Genomic DNA, 17,364 nt, shown 5'->3' with positions numbered 1-17,364 from the left:
GCGGCATCCCGGATGCTCAGCCGCCGACGCCACCCTCCCGCAGGAAGTTGACCGTGTACTGCTGACTGGTCAAACCCTTGGGATCGAGCCCGATGAGTCCCAGCAACTGTTCCCACTTATCGGGGTCGACGAACCAGTCCCAACGTGTGACTTCGCCCTTCTCGTTGACCCAGATGTAGTCCCACTCGCGCAGTGTCAACACCGACCCGTCGGGGAGCGTCCCCGCGTAGGTGTCGCAGGACGAAAAACCCCATTCTCCGACAACACATTCGAACGGACTGACGAGGCGATAATCCGGCATGTGATTCCACCACATTCGCCACTCCGCTGTGAGCATGTCTCCGTCGGGAGCGTACTTGGCCATGGCCGCCGCCACCTCGTCGGAGAACATCTCGGCCGCCGATTGGCGGGCGCCATCGTTGAAATGGGGGCTCATCATGACGTAATCGGGTGCGAAGACGAACTTCTCGCCGAAATTCACGTGGCGGCCGCGGTCGATGGGTTTCGCATAACCCTCCCATTTCTGGAAGGCGATCTCTTCGTTCAAGGCCGTGCGATCGCTGCTCATGTCTCCCTCTCCACTAGCCCAGCTCGGCGAATCTCTTGAAGTACGGCCACGCGATGGCCGGGGGTATTCCTCCGCAGAGCGGATTGATGTTGAACACCTCGCCTGCGGCCAGACGCTTTCGCGCTTCGTCGACTGACAGGATCACGTGCGTCGTCGACTGCGACCGCAACTCATCGACGGTTTTGGCAGTGGTGATATTCGCCGAGATGTTGTTGTCGGGATTCCACTCCGAGTACGCCATCGCATCGTGGAGAAGGTACTCACCGATCTCATCCCAGGCGGCGTCGACATCGTCGGCGACAAAGCAGTTGGTGGCGGCGTTGCGATCGGGGATCAGCATGAATCCCGGTTCGTAACCGTTCTCCCGGCATGCGCTTTCGTAGGCCTCCTGCATTCCCGGAACTCCACCATTGGCCAGCAGACCAAGACCGTTTCGGCCCGCGCGACGCGCGGCAGCGAGGCTGGCGCCGCCCCAACTCATCATGGGGCCCTCCGGTGTGCGGGGTCGTGGTGTCACCTTCATCCGGCGACCCTCGTACTCAACTTCCTCACCGGCCAACAAACGGCGTAACATGCCGAGTTTCTGATCAGCGATCTTTCCGCGCTCGGACAACGACAGACCAAAATGCTCGTACTCCTGCGCGCGGTAACCGATTCCGAACACGTAGGTCGCCCGCCCGGCGCTGATGTGGTCCAAGACCGCCATGTCTTCCGCCAGCCGCGCGACGTCGTAGAACGGAAGGAGAATCACCAAGTTCAGCATCAACTGCTCGGTACGCGCGGCGATCGCCGAGCCCAGCAGCAAGGGCGATGGTAGATAACCGTCGTCGGCACAGTGATGTTCGCACAACACCGCCGCTACGCAACCTCGAGTTTCCGCCCATTCCGCCATGTCGCAGGCTGCGGCGTACAACTCCGTCGGCGGGGCTCCCATCGAGGGTGCCCGCATGTCGAAGCGAAGGGTGAACATCTCGGTGGCTAACTTCCCTGGCGGTCGTCGGTACCCATGACTTCAGTGGACATCTGCATGATCAGTCGGACCACCTCGCTGCGTGACATGGACTTGAAGAGCTCAAAGGCCATCCGGACGTCATCGCCGGTAGCGATCGTCGGTCCGTTACCGAGGTTGGCGAACGCCTCGTCGACGACGCTTGCGGCGGTGACCGCGCCCTCGGGGACCTCGTCGACAGACGCCAGGCGACCGCGCTCGAACTCCAACTTTCGCAACGCCGGGGTGTCTGTCATGCCGAGGACCAGTCCAAGTACATCAACACCCTTGTCGTGCAACTCCGCCCACAAACCTTCGGTGAACACCATGTCGAAGGCTTTTGTTCCACCGTAAGCCACCATGTTTCGGCCACCTGCCAGCGCGGCCCCCGACGTGAAGTTCACGATGCCACCTCTGTGCCGCTCGACCATCTGGCCTGCGAAGTGGTGACACAACCGCATCAATACCAGGCAATTGCGTTGCAGTAGGTCTTCCGCTGCGGACACCGGATTAGCAAGGAAGGGCTGGTAATTGGGATCACCGCCAGCGCAGTACACGAGCATGCCAATCTCGAGATCATCGGTCGCCTCGATGATCCGTTGCGAAGCGTCAGGGTCAATCAGGTCGACTGCAAATGTCCGCGTCTCGGCATTGGTGCGCTCGCGAATGCCCGCAGCCACCTCGTCGAGTAGGTTTTGTCGACGAGCGACGAGCACGACGTTCACGCCCTCGCCCGCGAGCCGGTCGGCGAACAACGCCCCGACTCCGTCGGATGCGCCAACCAACAGCGCCCACGGCCCGTACTTCTGCGCGATGTCGGTCACGGCGCCGGCACCCCGGCGAGGCGAACCGAAGCGTAGGAGCGACGTGCAATACGCCAGCCGTCCGTCGTCCGGACCGCGTGGTCGTCGTAATAGCCGACGGGATTCGCGCCCGATCCGTCCTCAAGGAGGATCAGCGCGTCGACGTACGTACGAATCGTGGCCTTGTCGCCGTCGATGTCGACGACCTGATTGGACATGCGATGCATGGTTTGAGCCGCCATGACATGAGCGGCCTCCATGAACTCGGCGACCGCGGCGCCGCCCGTCCACTGACCGACCTCGCCGTAATCCACCTGCGCGTCGTCGGTGAAGACCTCAGTCAGCAGCGAGTATTGCTCCGTGTCGATCGCGGTCGCGTAGCGAATCGTCAACTCAACGAGGTCGTCTCGGTCACTCATCCGACATCTCCATTCGGATGCACCACAATCCGTGGCGGTCCGTCAGACCGGCGAGCTTCGTCGAGTGCATCGGGCACATCATCAAGGCCGATGATTCTCCCGACGCTGGGCATCGGGTCGAGGCGTCCATCGACAACCGCATCGAGGACGCCGTACCAGTCCTCCGGCATCGGCCCACCGCCGAAACGCAGCGTCAATCCTTGGCGGGTTGCCTCGGTGATGTCCAGCGTGTCCCCCGTATACCAACCGCCTGCGCAATAGATGCGGGTGTAGAACTCCGCCTCCTTGACGAGCGAGTTGATTAGGCCCGGGGCTCCGACGCATTCGAACACCACCGCGGTGCCGGACATGTGGTGTTGCCGACGCACGTCGCGGAAGAGGTCGAACACAGACCCTTCGGCGGGATCATGTAATACATGAGCGCCGAAGCCCGAGCGCGCAAGTTCGCGGCGGTCCGCCTTGTAATCGGAGACGATGATCGGCTCGATGCCGCGAGCGGACAGCGCCGCGACCGCCGACAGGCCGATGGCGCCAGCGCCGACGACGATCGGGATCTCCCCGGGTTGAACATCGGCGACACGGACGTAGTACTCGCCGACAGCGAAGGCGTCGACGAGGGCGATTGCGTCACTGGACACGGACCCGTCGACGACCCTCGCGGTCGCCTCCGACACGACGAGAAGTTCGCCGAAGCTGCCCTGTGCCTCGGGATGCTGGCCGATGATGCGCAGGCCACCGGATCCGCCGTCCACCAACCGGATTGGCATGGAGGTCACCCGGGACCCGATCGGAAACGCGTCGCCACATCCGGGACCGTGTCCGATGACCTCGCCCACGAATTCGTGGCCCATGACGATGTCGCGGTCGGCGTCGTACAGCGACCGACCCGTCGGATCGTCGATCGCGAGTTCTGGACAGTCCATGAAATGAACATCGGACGCGCAGATCGCTGTGCTCAGCGTCTTCAACAGCAGGTCGTTCGGACCCGGGATCGGGTCGGCCGTCTCGCGAACGGTCAATTCGCCGGACCGCAATACGACTGCACGCAATGGACGCACCCTTCGCCGGCTGATAATCTCGAATATTCGAACGTACATTTTCGTATTTCAGAATTACCGTAGAATTCAGCCGAAAAGGAGTCAAGGGTGCAGGGGGCCGGTTCAGCTCCGACCGATCGGGTGCTCGACATCATCGAGACACTCAGCCGCACCGACGCTCGTGGAATGCGGTTCTCCGACGTCGTGCGACGCCTCAACCTTTCCCAGGGGACCGCTCATGCCATCCTCACGAGCCTTCAGAATCGCGGGTGGGTCACCCGCGATCCCGTATCCAAAGAGTTCACTCTCGGCCCGGCGATGGCCCTTATCGCGTCCCGCCTGGACGCCGAGCGTCCGACCGCCGCAGTCGCACGCAGCGCCATCCGGCGCCTCGCCGAGAAGACCGGCATGGCGGCCTCCGTCGTCGAGCGTATCGGAGACGACCTGGTTATCACCGCGTTCGAAAATCCGTCGAGTTCGCCCCCGGCGGCTCTTCCGAACGATCGGATCCCGTACGCGCCGCCCTTCGGCATTGCCTGTGCCGCTTGGGATTCCGCAGCGGAAAAGGAGGCATGGGTTCAACGCGGCGCAGCGGGTGATGCGTCTCTGGCCGAGCGGCTACGCGCGGCGCTGACGCACACCCGCGGCCGTGGTTACGACGTCGACTGGATGACTCCGGCGCTCGCGGAAGCAGTACACGCCATCGGCACCCTCTCGGATGACTCCGTACCGGGCAATTTGCGGTCGGTCGTCGACCAGCTCCGAGTCGAGTTCATCGCCACCAAGATGCTGCCCGATGAAAGCCTCCGCGGCGCGCACTCTGTCGCCACGATCTCGGCGCCTGTGCTCGACTCCAACTCCCGGGTCCGACTGATCTTGGGTGTGCACCCGCTACGTCGGATGACTATCAGCGAAACCCGCACCGCGGCCGAGCCGCTGCTGCACGAGATCGCCCGTGTCAGCGAGGAGCGAAGCGCGCACGCAACTCGTTCTTGAGAATCTTACCCGTGAGATTGCGTGGGAGTTCGTCGACGACCTCGAGCCGCTCAGGTGACTTGTGTTTACTCAAACCCAAGTCTTGGCAGTGCTTTTCGAGGTCGGACAGTGTGATGTCGGAGTTTGCCACGACGACCGCGCAGACCCGTTCGCCGGTGCGCGGATCGGGCACCCCGATGACTGCGACGTCCTCGACGGCAGGGTGGCTGGCCAAGACGCCCTCGATCTCCAGCGCAGAGATGTTCTCCGCGTTGCGGATGATGGCGTCCTTGATACGCCCGGTGATCGCGACGTTGCCGTCGTCGTCGATGCGGCCTCGGTCACCGCTGCGAAACCAGCCGTCGGCGTCGAAGGCGTCGGCGTCCAGTGACGCATCGACGTAGCCGAGGAAGCACTGGGGCCCCTTGAGGCACAATTCTCCTTCCTCGCCCACACCAACCTCGCGCTCGTTCTCGTCGACCACGCGGATCGAGACCCCCGGCACCGGCCGTCCGACGGTGTGGTCGAGAACCTCCGGTTCGCCGTCCGGCGGCGGCGACGTCACCACCGGAAACTCGGTCAGGCCCCACGAGTTCGCGATCCCCGCCACCGAAAGCGTCTCACGCACTTGGCGTCCCAGCTCGGGCGTGATCGGCGCGCCTCCCCCGACACACCCGCGCAGATCGGGGAAGAGCGGTTGGGGACCATGTTCCCGCTGCGCAGCCATGTAGGCGACGAAGAACGGGGTCGCCGAACCGAGCATCGTCGGGCGGTGCACGGCCACCGCCTTTGGAGTGGATACCGGATCGAAGGTGTCGAACAGGACCAGACGCATACCGGTCAGCAGGCTGGCGGCCAACATCGCGGCGCCGCCGATGTGCGAAACCGGAAACGCGATCGGGTTGATGTCGCTGTTCGAGGCGCCGAACATGCCCACCACCCCGGCCGAACCGGCGATCACCGAACGGTCACAGTGCCGAATACCTTTCGGCGCCGCGGTTGTGCCCGATGAGTAGTACACCCACCGCGCATCCTCAGCGTCCGTCGGCGGCGCCGGCAGCATCTCCGGATCACCCGACGGCAGGCGGAGTCCCCCGGTGATCGGCGCGCTGTGGTCGACGATCACGACCGTCATCGGCCGTTCGCGTATCAGCTCGTCGGCAAGCGCGACATGATCGAATCCGCGCCACACACCGGGAACGATGAAGACCTCGGCACCGAGCTGCGCAGTGACAAAACGGACTTCGCTCACGCGCCAGATCGGCAATACAGGGTTCTGGACCGCGCCGAGACGGGTCAGGGACACCATCACCACCATCGTCTCCAGGGTGGTCGGCAACTGCCACGTGACCACGGTGCCTCTGGTGACCCCACGTTCGAACAACGCGGCGGCGGTGCGCTCCGCCGCGTCGTGCAACTGGCTGTTCGTCAGGCTGCGACCGTAGTCGTCGACGAGTACGACGCGGTCGGGGTGGTTCTGGGCCGCCGCTTGGATCAAACCCCAATAGGTTTGCGCCATCAGTGAGTCGGTAGCAGGAGCCGTCGTTTGGCCAGGATGTTGCGCATCATCTCAGAGCTGCCACCGGACACGGTGTATGCACGGGACCACAGCCAGCATTCTTTCAGACGCTGTTTGGCAAGCGCCACATCCGGATCGGCGGCGACGGTGCACACCATCGTCGAGAGCTGCGCGCCGTAGGCCGAAACCCGGTGATACGTCTCGGCGAAACTGAGCTTGGCGATCGAACCGTCCCCCGTCTGCTCGTTGCCGGCCACCAGGCGTTCGACATGGTCGTCGATGAAGGCCTTCGCGACCTCGACCTCGACGGCCAATTCCGCGACCTGGTGCCGGACGTCGGCGTGTTGCAGTGCCGGCATGTCGTCGATGCGACCGTGACGGGCCACCGTGACCAGATCGTCGATGAGAAGTTCGAGCAGGATCACGTTGCCGCCGATGCCGAACCGTTCGAAGTCCAGGCCCGTCATGATGATCGACCAGCCCTGGCCGGGCTCCCCGATCAGGCTGTCCGGAGGGATCGTCACATCATCGAAGAAGACCTCGTTGACCTCGATCGCCTCGTTGATCGTGCGGATCGGCCGGATCTCGATGCCCGGCGAGGCCAACGGCACGATGAATGCCGACAGCCCGCGATGACGCGACGACGTCGGGTCGGTGCGGATCAGGGCCAGGCCCATGTCGGCCCAGTGGCCGTCGGTGATCCACGTCTTCTGTCCGTCGATGACCCATGACCCGTCGGGTCGCTGCGTGCCCTTACAGCGCACGGCGGCGATATCGCTGCCCGCATCGGGCTCGCTGAGCAGCTGGCACCAGACGTGCTCGCTGCTCCGGATCGGCGGCAGCAGAGCGGATTTCTGCTCATCGGAACCGAAATGCAGCAGCACATGGGCCGCCAGGTTGACCTGATCGACGGGGCGCGGAGCGCGGGCACGCAAGATCTCCTCGGAGACGATCCGATCGTGCAGTGGGTGGTGATCGGCACGGCCGCCGTATTCGACGGGCCAGTCCGCGCCGACGAATCCTGCGTCGAACAGCGAGGCGAACCAGGTGCGCAGCAAGGCTTCCTGTTCGCCGTTCTCCGGCGCCCGGTGTCCCTCTCGAGCCTCGAACGCTGGTGCATGTTCGGCGATATGTGCCCTGACGCGTTCTCGGAACTCGGCGAGCTCGGCCTCTGTGGGCCGAACATGCGGGGCGCTCACCAGCCGGCCCTGTCTGCGAACAGGGCGCGACTGGAGCGCGCCGTGCCGAGTAGACACGCGTTCGTGAACACTCGGCGCAGGTCATAGTGCAGCGGGTATTCCCAGGTGAAACCGATGCCACCGGACAGTTGCATGCACTCATCGACGGCCGCGGTGGTGTTCGCCGCGATGAAGGAATGCGCCGCGACGGACAGCGTGACCGCATCGCTCGTGGTGCTTTCCGCGGACAGCGCGCGGGCGGCCTTGGTGAGGATCGCGCGGGCCTTGGCTTCGAACACCAATAGCTCTACCAAACGGTGTTGTACCGCTTGGAAACTCGCGATCGGCGCACCGAAGGCGATCCGTTCCTTGAGATAGGTGACCAGTCGCTCGAAAGTTGCCGACAGTGCACCGAGCGAATCCGCACTGAGCAGGATCCTGGCCAGTGCGAGTAGTTGCTCCGCTCGTTCGGGTCCACCGACGGGCACGCTCTGTGCACCGGAGAGGTCAACTCGCCACACCGGCCGGTTGACGTCCAACAACTCTTCGTCGGCTTCCCGCCGCAGGGTGTCCGCCGCCTCGAACAGCTCAATCCCGTTGCCACCAAACGTGACAATGATGTCCGCCGATTGGGCGCCCGACACTCGCGTGACATCAGCGGCTAGGGCGCAGGCCGCCGCACCGGTCCCGTCGAGCATCGCTGGCAACCACCGGTCACGCGCCTCGGACGGCGCCGAACTCAACGCCGCAGCAGCGATGACGCTGCCGAGCCAGTGCGTCGAGTTTCCCGACCGTCCGAGTTCCTCGGCGATGACCGTCGTCTCCACCGGACGCCACCCGCTGCCGCCGAGATCCTCGTCGACCAGCAGTCCCGTCCAGTCCATCGCTGCGAGGTCCTTGAGGGTGTCGTGGGTTCCGCACCCGGCCAGGAAGTCTCGCGCCGCGCCTCGTACCAGTTCGATGTCGACCGAGTCGTCGGCCTCGGGGCCCACCGGTGGTCAGCTCCGCAGCAGCAGCTGTTCGGCGTTGTCGCGCATGATGCGTCGCTTCGCCGCGCCGTCGAGCGGGTCGAGGAGTTTGAGGAAGTCCGCCGGTTCGGCCAGCCCCTCGGCGTGCGGGAAGTCCGAACCCATCACCAGCACGTCGTCGTAACCCAGGCTGGTGACGATGCCCGGGATGTCGTCCTCGGGGTATGGCACGACGCGGACGTGCTGTCGGAAGATGTTCGACGGCCGCTCGGTCAGCTTGCCTCCGATCCACGGGCCGTTGCGGCCCATGCCGCGGCTCTTGTCCATGTGCTTGAGGAAGAACGGCACCCATTCGGCGCCGTGCTCGGCGACCAACACATTTAGTTTCGGGAAGCGGCCGAACAGGTTGTCGAAGATCAACGCCGAGAGTGTGTCCTCGATCGGCCTCTGACCGTAGATGTTCATCCACTGCCACGCCGACATGTGCCAGGACGCAGGGTCGGGGTTGTGCCCCCAGGCAGGCGAGATCGCGTTGAAGTACCAGAACGGCATGATGTGGTACACGAGCACGCAGCCGGCCTCCTGCAGCCGCGCGTAGACCGGGTCGAAATACGGATCTCCCGGCGACCGCCCATAGGCGGGTCCGGTCGGCAACATCACGAACTTCGCGCCCTCCGCGATGATCGCCTCGGTCTCGGCGATCGCCGAATCGAGGTCGCGCAGGGACAACAGCGCGGTCGCGTAGATGTGGCCCTCGAAGTCGAAACCCCACTCGTCGTCGATCCAGCGGTTGAACGACCGCAGGTTCGCGTACAGCGCCGCTGTGTCGTCGACGTAGTGTTCGGCGGCCAGCGCCATCCCGCTCGGATAGATCACCATCCGTTCGACGTTCTGCTTGGCCATCACCGCGAGCCGCGCGGAACGTTCGATGTATTCCGGCTGCATAGGCTGCGGCTCATACGACTCCTCGGGGTTGCCCGACCCCATCTGGCGCAGCATCTCCTTCAGCGAACCGGGGCGGTACGCCACGTCCAGACCGAGGCCGCCCTCGCTGTTGAACGTCGCGACGCGGCGACCGGCGAGGATCACCTCGACGCCGTCGGCCCCCCGCACCGTCGTGATGGCGCGGTCCTTGAACTCCGCGGGTAGGTACCGGGTGAAGGCGTCGCGCGTCTCATAGCAGTGCGTGTCGCAGTCGAAAATGCCGTAATCAATGGTCGTCACCGCGCCGCTCCTTCGTGCGAGAATGCTTATTCTCTCTTTAGGGAAAAGATACTATCCTCGATCGGTAATGCCTATCCGGGGTTGCTTCGATCGAGTACCGCCGCCGTCGGACCCATCGCCCCGGCGACGGTCGCCGCGCCGGTGCGGAAGGGAAACATGACCGCAGCAACGGTATTCGGCGTCGTCGCGGTGGGAGGTCTGTATGTCCACCGCTGAGGCGGTCGATCACCGCGACCTGCGCGAAGCGGTCCGCGAGTTCCTCACCGCCAGGTCGCCGAGCAGCGCCGTACGAGCAGCGATGGATTCTGCGCCCGGCTATGACGAGCGGGTTTGGCGCGAATTGACCGCCGACCTCGGCCTGGCCGCGATCGCCGTGCCCGAGGAGTTCGGAGGAGCGGGCGCGGGCCTGCCCGAACTCGCGGTCGTTTTCGAAGAGATGGGCGCGGCCCTGCTGTGCGCCCCGTTCTTCTCCACCGTGGCGCTCGCGATCCCGACGCTGCTCGCCAGCGGTGACGCGGCCGCGATGCGGGAGTACCTACCCCCGCTCGTCGACGGGTCGAGGACCGCCACCGTGATCTTCAACGGGAGCCTCGATCCATGGGACCCCGACGCCGTGACGCTGACGGCACGCACTGACGGCGGTCACAGCCGGATCGACGGAGTCGCCGAACGGGTCCTCGACGGTTACACGGCGAATACCGTTCTCGTTGCGGCAAATACATCCGCAGGCATCTCGCTGTTCGCGGTGGACGGGGACGCCGAAGGGCTGGGCCGCGAACCGTTGACGACGCTCGACCGGACGCGAAAGATAGCGAAGCTGGACTTCGAAGCCGTCCCCGCCCGACTCATCGGTACCGACGGCGCCGCCGCGCCCGCCCTCGCGCGCGCACAGCGAGTCGCGGTCATCGCGCTGGCCGCCGAACAGCTCGGAGCGGCGCAGCGATGCCTCGACATGGCCGTGGGCTACGCGAAAGAACGCATTCAGTTCGGCCGTGCCATCGGCAGCTTCCAGGCGGTCAAACATCGCTGCGCGGACATGCTCGTGCAGGTCGAGGGGGCGCGATCGGCCGTGCGGCACGCCGCCGGACTGTCGGAGGGTGAGGTCCAGGCGGTGGCGGCTTCGGTGGCCAAGATGGCCTGTTCGGAGGCGTTTCTTCAGGTTGCACTGGACAACATGCGGATCCACGGCGGCATCGGATTCACCTGGGAGCACGATGCACACCTCTACGTCCGTCGTGCGAAAGCCACCCAACTGATCTTCGGCACCCCCGACTACCACGCACAACGCCTGGCAGACCTCGTCACATCATCAAGCCACTAGCCGGAAGGACAACCGTGACCGTTTCATATTCGCTCGAAATCCCCACTCAGCGGGTGGAGGAGGCATCGGAGTTCGTCAATGCCGAAGCGATCGCCGAGATAGCGCGCGCCGCCGAGTCCAGCGGATTCGCCGCTGTACACGTCACCGACCACCCGGCACCCGATGCCAAGTGGCTCGACCACGGCGGCCACCACGCCCTTGATCCGTTCGTCGCGCTTTCGTTCGCCGCAGCGGCCACCACCGACGTGAAGCTGCTGACCAATGTCTACATCGCCGCCTATCGCAACCCCTTCCTGGGCGCGAAGTCGATTCAGAGCCTCGCCGTCCTGTCCGGCGGCCGCCTCATCCTCGGCACGGCCGCCGGCTATCTGAAACCGGAGTTCAAGGCGCTCGGAATCGATTTCGACGCTCGGGGTGCGCTGCTGGACGAGGCACTCGACGTCCTGAGCCGGGTGATGACCGGTGATGACGTCGCCTACGAAGGGTCGTCGTTCGCCGCGCGCGGTGTGCGTCTGCGACCGGTGCCCGCGGCCCCGCCCATCTGGGTGGGGGGCAACAGCAAGCCCGCTGTGCGTCGCGCGGTGTCTCGCGCGCAGGGGTGGGCGCCGTTCAACACCTTCGGCTACGCGGCGGCGTCACGAACCGCGGAGATCTCCTCCCTCGAGGACCTCGAGGCCGCGATCGTGTGGGCCAAGAAATACGCTGCTGAAGTCGGTCGAACCGAGCCGCTGGACATCTGTTTCTCGGCGGGGAACCTGCTCGACGACAGCAAGTCCGCCGACGAACGACACGCCACTATCGCGAGGCTCGAAGGCGTGGGCGTGACATGGCTGACCATCGCCCCTCAGGGCGCCGACCGCGCCGAGGTGATCGATCAAGCGCGGGCGTTCGCCAAGGAGTTCATCGCATAAGGCTTCCCGTTGCGAACCCGTCGACACTGATGCGCCTGTGCGTGAACAGCCATCGGGCGTCGCGGGGCACCAGGACGTCTCGGTACCGGCCCCAATGGTCGAGTCCAATGTCTGTGTGCACCGCGAAATAGCTGCTCACTTCGACGCGATCGCGCGCCACCTGCCCGAACCGGATACTCGATAGATGGTGGCGGACGTGAGACACCGCTGGGCGCGCGGTATCCGGCTCCCCGGCGATGGCGGCGCCGAGACCCGCTTCTATCGCCTCTGGGCCCTTCAGCGGCTCGTCACCACCGCTGAACTCGAGGACGCCGTAGGGCTCGAAGCACTGCGCCAGCGCACGGAGATCGAACCGATCCGTGGCCGCGGTGTAGTCGGATAGCGTCTGCCGAACCGACTCTCGAACCTCGAGCTCCCAGGTGTCCATTTCTCCTCCGATGTAAACACAGTTGCCGCTGCACGATAACGTGTGTTCTCATGCCGCAACCACGCCTGCAAGACCTCCTCGATCCCGCCACGACCGCGCTGGTCACCCAGGAGTGCCAGGGCGGAGTGATCGGTCCGCAAGCCGGTCTACCGATGCTCGCAGAAGAGGCACGCCGCGAGGCGATCCCGAACATTGCGAGACTGCTCGATGCAGCCCGCGCGGCCGGGGCGACAGTGGTGCATTGCCTGATTCAGAAGCGCCCCGACAACCGCGGTTCCAACACCAACGCCAGGCTGTTCATGGCAGGTAAGTCTTTCGCCGCAGACCTGACGCCCGGAAGCCCGGGCGCCTCCGTGCTGCCGGAACTGAATCAGGCACCTAGCGACATCGTCCTCACCCGCTTGCATGGCGTAGGGCCGATGACCGGCACGGACCTCGACTCGGTCCTACGGAACTTGAACATCAAAACCATTGTTGGTGTGGGTGTTTCGGTCAACATCGCCATCCCGAACTTTGTCATGGACGCCGTCAACCGGAGTTACCAGTTCGTGTTGCCGCGCGACGCCGTGAGCGGGTATCCGCGCGAGTACGCGGAGTCGGTCATCGACAACTCATTGGCGCTGCTCGCGACGGTGACCAACACCGATGACGTGATCCAGGCGTGGAAAGACCTCAGCGCCTGACCCCGTATGGATGTTGTCCAACACTGGTGATAACGTCATTTTCATAATCGTAAACGGTCATATCCGCTGCTCTTAGGAGGTCGGCCACATGTCACCCCGGTCCCTGCCGTACCCCGTCTTCGACATCGACAACCACATGTACGAGACGACCGACGCGCTCACCAAGTATCTGCCGAAACAGCACCGCGGCAAGGTCGGCTACGTCGAGGTCAACGGACGGCCGAAGCTCGTCGTCAAGGACCACATCAGCCACATGATCCCCAACCCCACGTTCGAACGCGTGGCTCGCCCGGGCAGCGCGGAGGACTACTTCCTCGGCAACAACCCCGAGGGGCTGAACTTCCGCGAGTTCGTCGGGGAGCCAATGGAAGTCATCCCGGCCTTCCAGGCGCCCGCACCCCGGCTCGAGCTGATGGATGAACTCGGCATCGATCAGTGCGTCATGTACCCCACGCTGGCCAGCCTCATCGAGGAACGCACCACCGACGACGTCGTCCTTACCCATGCGATCATCCACGCCCTGAACGAGTGGATGCACGAACACTGGACGTTCAACTACCAGGACCGGATCTTCGCCACGCCCGTCATCTGTCTGCCGCTGGTCGACGAGGCCATCCGTGAGTTCCGCTGGTGCCTCGAGCGCGGCATGAAGACCTTCCTCGTGCGGCCTGCCCCGGTGCCGAGCCGGTTCGGGGGTTCACGCTCGATGGGCCTACCGGAGTTCGACCCGTTCTGGCAGGAGGTCGTCGACGCCGGCATTCCCGTGACGTTCCACGCGGCAGACAGCGGCTACCAGAAGCACCTCATGGAATGGGAGGGCGGCGACGAGTACCTGTCGTTCAAGCCCAGCGCGCTGCGCGAGGTGGTGATGGGCTTTCGGGCGATGGAGGACACCCTGGCCGCCCTGATCTGCCACGGTGCGCTGTCCCGCTTCCCCGACCTGAAGGTCCTCGTGGTCGAGAACGGCAGCGGCTGGGTGCGAAACCTTCTGCGCCTGTTGGACAAGGCCTACCGGACGATGCCCAAGGAGTTCGACGAGCATCCTGTCGAGGTGTTCAAACGCAACGTCTACATCCACCCGTTCCTCGAGGACGACATCAAGGGAATCATCGAGATCATGGGTGAGGACCACGTGATGTTCGGCTCGGACTTCCCCCACCCCGAGGGCATCGGCGACCCGCTGAGCTTCATCGACCGACTGGACGGGTTGTCGGAGACCACGAAGGCGAAGATCATGGGCGGCAACGCCATCGAGCAACTGGGCCTCCAAAAGGTCCCGGCATGACGCAGACAACCGCTTCGCCGACGGAGTACGACGGGATCGCCGCTTTCGAAGAGCACGTTGGCGAGCATCTGGGGTACAGCGGATGGCGCCAGGTCACCCAGAGGGAGATCGACCTGTTCGCCGAGGCGACGGGTGACCACCAGTGGATCCACGTGGACGCCGAGAAGGCGGCGAAAGGGCCCTACGGCAGGACCATTGCGCACGGCTATCTCACACTGTCGTTGGTGCCGATCCTCGTCCAACAGATCTACAAGGTGACCGGCTTGTCGATGCAGGTGAATTACGGCGTGGACAAACTACGGTTCCCGGCGCCCGTACCCGTCGAATCACGCATCCGCGCGGGAGCAGAGCTGATCAAGGTGGACCGCACCAACAACGGCGCCAGGGCCACGGTGCGGGTCACCGTCGAGGTCGAGGGCTCCGACCGGCCGGCCTGCGTCGTCGACACCATCGCCGCGATGGTCGACTAGGACGTCACTGCGCGCAGCTGGGCAGCCGCGATTGTGCGGTTTCGTACGGCTGACCCGGCGCGTCGCGTATCAAACCGCACAACCGGCAGAAGGCAGTTGCTCGCGCGGGGAAGTCAGGCGTTCAGGATCCGTTCGCCGATGACGCGCCGATGGCGCAGGGCCGAGATCTCCTCGCCGGTAAGGCCCAGTTCGCCGAGTACCTCGTCGTTGTGTTGCCCGAGAGTCGGTGACGGGGTGCGGTGGTGCCGCGACGGCCCCGGCGTGATCCGAAAAGGCCATCCGGGATACCGCTGCCGACCGGCGATCCGATGGTCCAGGTCTTCATAGAACCCGCGTGCGTCGAGCTGGTCGACGTCGTACATCCGGTCGGCGGTCATCAGTCGCTGCGCCGGCACGCCGCGTTGGAGCAACGCTTCGGCGAAATCGTCGGCCTGCCGCGTGGCCGTGCACTCCGCGATCACCTCGTCGAACTCCTCGTGGTGGCGCAACCGCGTCTCCGCCGACGCGAATCTCGGGTCGTCACGCAATTCAGGGCGGCCGATCGCGTCGGTCACGGCTGCCCAGTCAGCGTCGTCGCGCACCGAAAGCGCGACCCAATCATCCTCTCCCGCAGCGGCATAGACACCTTGTGCGTAACGGCGGTGCCGATTGCCCTCGCGTTCGCGCACACGTCCCGTCAAGGAATACTCGATAACGGGTTCGGCCGTCACCGCCGCGCCGACCTCGATCTGCGCCACCTCGATCAGCTGGCCCTCACCGGTTCGGCGCCGGTGTTCAAGCGCTGCGAGGAGCGCCACCGTGGCATGAACGCCTGCGATCGGGTCGGCCGGACCCTGCAGGTTGCACGGGGGTCCGTCGGCGTAGCCGGTCACCGCGGACATCCCGGCCAGCTGTTCGATGTTCAGGGCCCAGCCGACGTAGTCCCGCCATGGCCCTTCAAGGCCGAACCCGGGCATGCGAACCATGACTACACCCGGGTTGATCTGGACTAGTGAGTCGTAGTCCAACCCGAATTGTTCGACAACCCGCGGCGAGAAGTTCTCGATCACCACGTCAGCGTCGGCGGCGAGGCGCAATGCCAACTCCCGGCCGGCCTCGGTGCTGAGGTCGAGGGTGATGTCGCGCTTGTTGAGGTTCGTGCCCTGCCACAACGGCCCGATCTCGTACCAGTCGTCGCTGGTGCGCAGTAACGAACCCGAGTACCGGTGCCCGTCGGGACGCTGAACCGACTCCACCTTGACGACGTCGGCACCGAACGCGCCGAGATAGCAGGTGAGATACGCCCCGGCCCAGAACGTGCTGAGATCAAAGACTTTCAGTCCCACGAACGGTTGCGATGCATCGCTTCCGGCTCCGGCCTTGCGCTGCTCCGGCGTCTCCCACCGGGTGACTCCCGTCGTCCCAAGAGTTGGGGCCGGCCGCGGCGCACCCACTGGCGTCCTCGACAACCGAAACGGCGCCCCTGGCCGTCGAAACCGCGCATCCTCCGGCCCACCGTCGACGAAGAAGCCGCGGTCGCGGTACTGCGGGCAGTCCTGGATCGACGAGCCGTCGTTGATGGGGGCGGCCGGAATCCGCATGGCCTGACTCAGCTCGACCAGATCGCCAACCGAGATCGAGTCCAGCCAGGGCTGCGCCTTCGCGAAGAATTCATCGCGCTCGGGCCCGCCCAACATGATCGCGAGCTGGTGTTCGCCGAATTCGGGGAGACCCATCATCGCGCAGACGTCCAGCCAGTGCTGTCCGGTCAGACAGTTGATGCCGATCCAGCCGTCAGCCGCGCGGACGATGCCCAACATCGGTGCGGCCTTCGAGTTGGTCGGCAGCCCCATGCTTTTCAGCCGCTCGGCCATCAGCATCGGATAGGGCAGCGTGCACAACAACGACTCGAACGCCGAAACGTCGGCTTCCACGAGCCGACCCGGTCCGGCTCCCGCGATGCGTAGAGCGGTCAGCGCCGCGAGTGCCGCGTAGCCTGCCGCAATGTATTCGGGTATGCGCGCTCCGGCCTGCACGGGCGGTCGCCCAAACTCCCTGACATTCACCCACCCCGACGCCGCTTGCAGGGTCAGTGATGTCGACGGCCGGTCACGCCGGGGACCGTCCTGCCCATAGTCCGAGATCCTCACGACGGCGAGGCCGGGGTTGATCCGTTGCAACGAATCGCGATCTAGCCCCCAGTCGAAACGCTCGGCTGACCCAGCGGCCAGATCCTCGACCAGGAGGTCGGCCTTGGCGATCAGCTCGTGGGCTTGTTCGATACCAGCGGCTGTACTGAAATCCAGTGTCAAACCGTGCTTTCCGGCGTTGAGGTACTCAAACCACCCGCCGTGCTCCTGCGAACCCTCACAAAACGGCCCCCAGGCGCGCAGTGGATCACCCGTCGGCGGCTCGATCTTGCACACGTCGGCACCCAGGTCGGTCAGGAGCTTGGTGCAGTACGGCGCCGCGATGTCGCTGCCCAGTTCGACGACACGCAGTCCGGCCAGGGCTCCGCTCACGCCTCGACTCCTCCCCGCTGCGCTCCTCGCTGCGTTCCTCGTTCCTGCAATACTCGCTGCGATGCTCGCGCGTCGTCGCCTTTGGGG

The 17,364-nt window shown here is 64.9% G+C and carries 17 protein-coding genes; 6 read left to right on the top strand and 11 right to left on the bottom strand.

The window, feature by feature from the left end:
* Positions 1 to 16 precede the first annotated feature (16 nt).
* Genes CEX87_RS11570 through CEX87_RS11550 form a run of 5 tightly spaced genes read right to left on the bottom strand, consistent with a single transcriptional unit; the run spans position 17 to position 3,875 of the window.
* On the bottom strand, positions 17 to 568 hold the full coding sequence (locus CEX87_RS11570) for a hypothetical protein (protein WP_064399893.1): 552 nt from the start codon (positions 566 to 568) through the stop codon (positions 17 to 19).
* A gap of 13 nt (positions 569 to 581) precedes the next feature.
* Positions 582 to 1,538 carry an LLM class flavin-dependent oxidoreductase gene (locus tag CEX87_RS11565; RefSeq protein WP_064399894.1) on the bottom strand — a complete coding sequence of 319 codons (957 nt, stop codon included), beginning with the start codon at positions 1,536 to 1,538 and terminating at the stop codon, positions 582 to 584.
* An 8-nt stretch (positions 1,539 to 1,546) separates the two neighbouring features.
* Positions 1,547 to 2,380: an SDR family NAD(P)-dependent oxidoreductase gene (locus CEX87_RS11560; RefSeq protein WP_082695118.1), complete on the bottom strand. Its 834-nt coding sequence runs from the start codon at positions 2,378 to 2,380 to the stop codon at positions 1,547 to 1,549.
* Positions 2,377 to 2,778 (bottom strand): nuclear transport factor 2 family protein, encoded by a 402-nt coding sequence (locus CEX87_RS11555; protein WP_064399895.1) that lies wholly within the window; start codon positions 2,776 to 2,778, stop codon positions 2,377 to 2,379. The genes CEX87_RS11560 and CEX87_RS11555 overlap by 4 nt, the downstream gene beginning before the upstream one ends.
* A complete protein-coding gene (locus tag CEX87_RS11550; protein ID WP_064399896.1) occupies positions 2,775 to 3,875 on the bottom strand; it encodes a zinc-binding dehydrogenase in 1,101 nt (366 codons plus the stop codon). The genes CEX87_RS11555 and CEX87_RS11550 overlap by 4 nt, the downstream gene beginning before the upstream one ends.
* Positions 3,876 to 3,923: 48 nt before the next feature.
* Here CEX87_RS11550 and CEX87_RS11545 point away from each other — a divergent pair, with 48 nt between their 5' ends.
* Positions 3,924 to 4,811, top strand: coding sequence for an IclR family transcriptional regulator (locus tag CEX87_RS11545; protein WP_064399897.1), 888 nt, complete (start codon positions 3,924 to 3,926; stop codon positions 4,809 to 4,811).
* Here the strand turns inward: CEX87_RS11545 and CEX87_RS11540 are convergent.
* The 4 genes from CEX87_RS11540 to CEX87_RS11525 are packed head-to-tail and all read right to left on the bottom strand — an operon-like array spanning position 4,774 to position 9,679.
* Positions 4,774 to 6,309, bottom strand: coding sequence for a class I adenylate-forming enzyme family protein (locus tag CEX87_RS11540; RefSeq protein ID WP_064399898.1), 1,536 nt, complete (start codon positions 6,307 to 6,309; stop codon positions 4,774 to 4,776). The genes CEX87_RS11545 and CEX87_RS11540 overlap by 38 nt on opposite strands.
* Positions 6,309 to 7,508: an acyl-CoA dehydrogenase family protein gene (locus CEX87_RS11535; RefSeq protein ID WP_064417503.1), complete on the bottom strand. Its 1,200-nt coding sequence runs from the start codon at positions 7,506 to 7,508 to the stop codon at positions 6,309 to 6,311. The genes CEX87_RS11540 and CEX87_RS11535 overlap by 1 nt, the downstream gene beginning before the upstream one ends.
* Entirely contained in the window at positions 7,505 to 8,479 is a 975-nt protein-coding gene (locus CEX87_RS11530; protein WP_066810820.1) for an acyl-CoA dehydrogenase family protein, read from the bottom strand. The genes CEX87_RS11535 and CEX87_RS11530 overlap by 4 nt, the downstream gene beginning before the upstream one ends.
* A gap of 6 nt (positions 8,480 to 8,485) precedes the next feature.
* Positions 8,486 to 9,679, bottom strand: a complete 1,194-nt coding sequence (locus CEX87_RS11525; RefSeq protein ID WP_064399901.1) for an amidohydrolase family protein — start codon at positions 9,677 to 9,679, stop codon at positions 8,486 to 8,488.
* 202 nt (positions 9,680 to 9,881) lie between these two features.
* Here CEX87_RS11525 and CEX87_RS11520 point away from each other — a divergent pair, with 202 nt between their 5' ends.
* Together CEX87_RS11520 and CEX87_RS11515 are read left to right on the top strand one after the other, a co-directional pair.
* Positions 9,882 to 11,000: an acyl-CoA dehydrogenase family protein gene (locus tag CEX87_RS11520; RefSeq protein WP_066810821.1), complete on the top strand. Its 1,119-nt coding sequence runs from the start codon at positions 9,882 to 9,884 to the stop codon at positions 10,998 to 11,000.
* A gap of 14 nt (positions 11,001 to 11,014) precedes the next feature.
* Positions 11,015 to 11,911 (top strand): TIGR03619 family F420-dependent LLM class oxidoreductase, encoded by an 897-nt coding sequence (locus CEX87_RS11515; protein WP_064417500.1) that lies wholly within the window; start codon positions 11,015 to 11,017, stop codon positions 11,909 to 11,911.
* On the opposite strand, the gene CEX87_RS11510 is transcribed toward CEX87_RS11515, so the two are convergent.
* Entirely contained in the window at positions 11,901 to 12,338 is a 438-nt protein-coding gene (locus CEX87_RS11510; protein ID WP_064399904.1) for a nuclear transport factor 2 family protein, read from the bottom strand. The two genes, CEX87_RS11515 and CEX87_RS11510, sit on opposite strands and share 11 nt — an antisense overlap.
* Before the next feature lie 50 nt (positions 12,339 to 12,388).
* On the opposite strand from CEX87_RS11510, the gene CEX87_RS11505 reads away from it, so the two are divergent.
* From CEX87_RS11505 to CEX87_RS11495, 3 genes are all read left to right on the top strand, one after another.
* The gene (locus CEX87_RS11505; RefSeq protein ID WP_064399905.1) at positions 12,389 to 13,021 is read left to right on the top strand and encodes a cysteine hydrolase family protein; all 633 of its coding nucleotides are present in this window, start codon (positions 12,389 to 12,391) and stop codon (positions 13,019 to 13,021) included.
* An 88-nt stretch (positions 13,022 to 13,109) separates the two neighbouring features.
* On the top strand, positions 13,110 to 14,306 hold the full coding sequence (locus tag CEX87_RS11500; RefSeq protein WP_064424719.1) for an amidohydrolase family protein: 1,197 nt from the start codon (positions 13,110 to 13,112) through the stop codon (positions 14,304 to 14,306).
* On the top strand, positions 14,303 to 14,776 hold the full coding sequence (locus CEX87_RS11495; RefSeq protein ID WP_064417498.1) for a MaoC family dehydratase: 474 nt from the start codon (positions 14,303 to 14,305) through the stop codon (positions 14,774 to 14,776). Before CEX87_RS11500 ends, CEX87_RS11495 begins: the two co-directional genes overlap by 4 nt.
* A gap of 113 nt (positions 14,777 to 14,889) precedes the next feature.
* Here CEX87_RS11495 and CEX87_RS11490 read toward each other — a convergent pair whose 3' ends face one another.
* Positions 14,890 to 17,277: a CaiB/BaiF CoA transferase family protein gene (locus tag CEX87_RS11490; protein WP_094287189.1), complete on the bottom strand. Its 2,388-nt coding sequence runs from the start codon at positions 17,275 to 17,277 to the stop codon at positions 14,890 to 14,892.
* Between the last annotated feature and the right edge of the window lie 87 nt (positions 17,278 to 17,364).

This window comes from Mycobacterium lehmannii (assembly GCF_002245535.1).
Lineage (GTDB): Bacteria > Actinomycetota > Actinomycetes > Mycobacteriales > Mycobacteriaceae > Mycobacterium > Mycobacterium lehmannii.
This window is presented reverse-complemented; position numbering and strand designations above follow the sequence as displayed.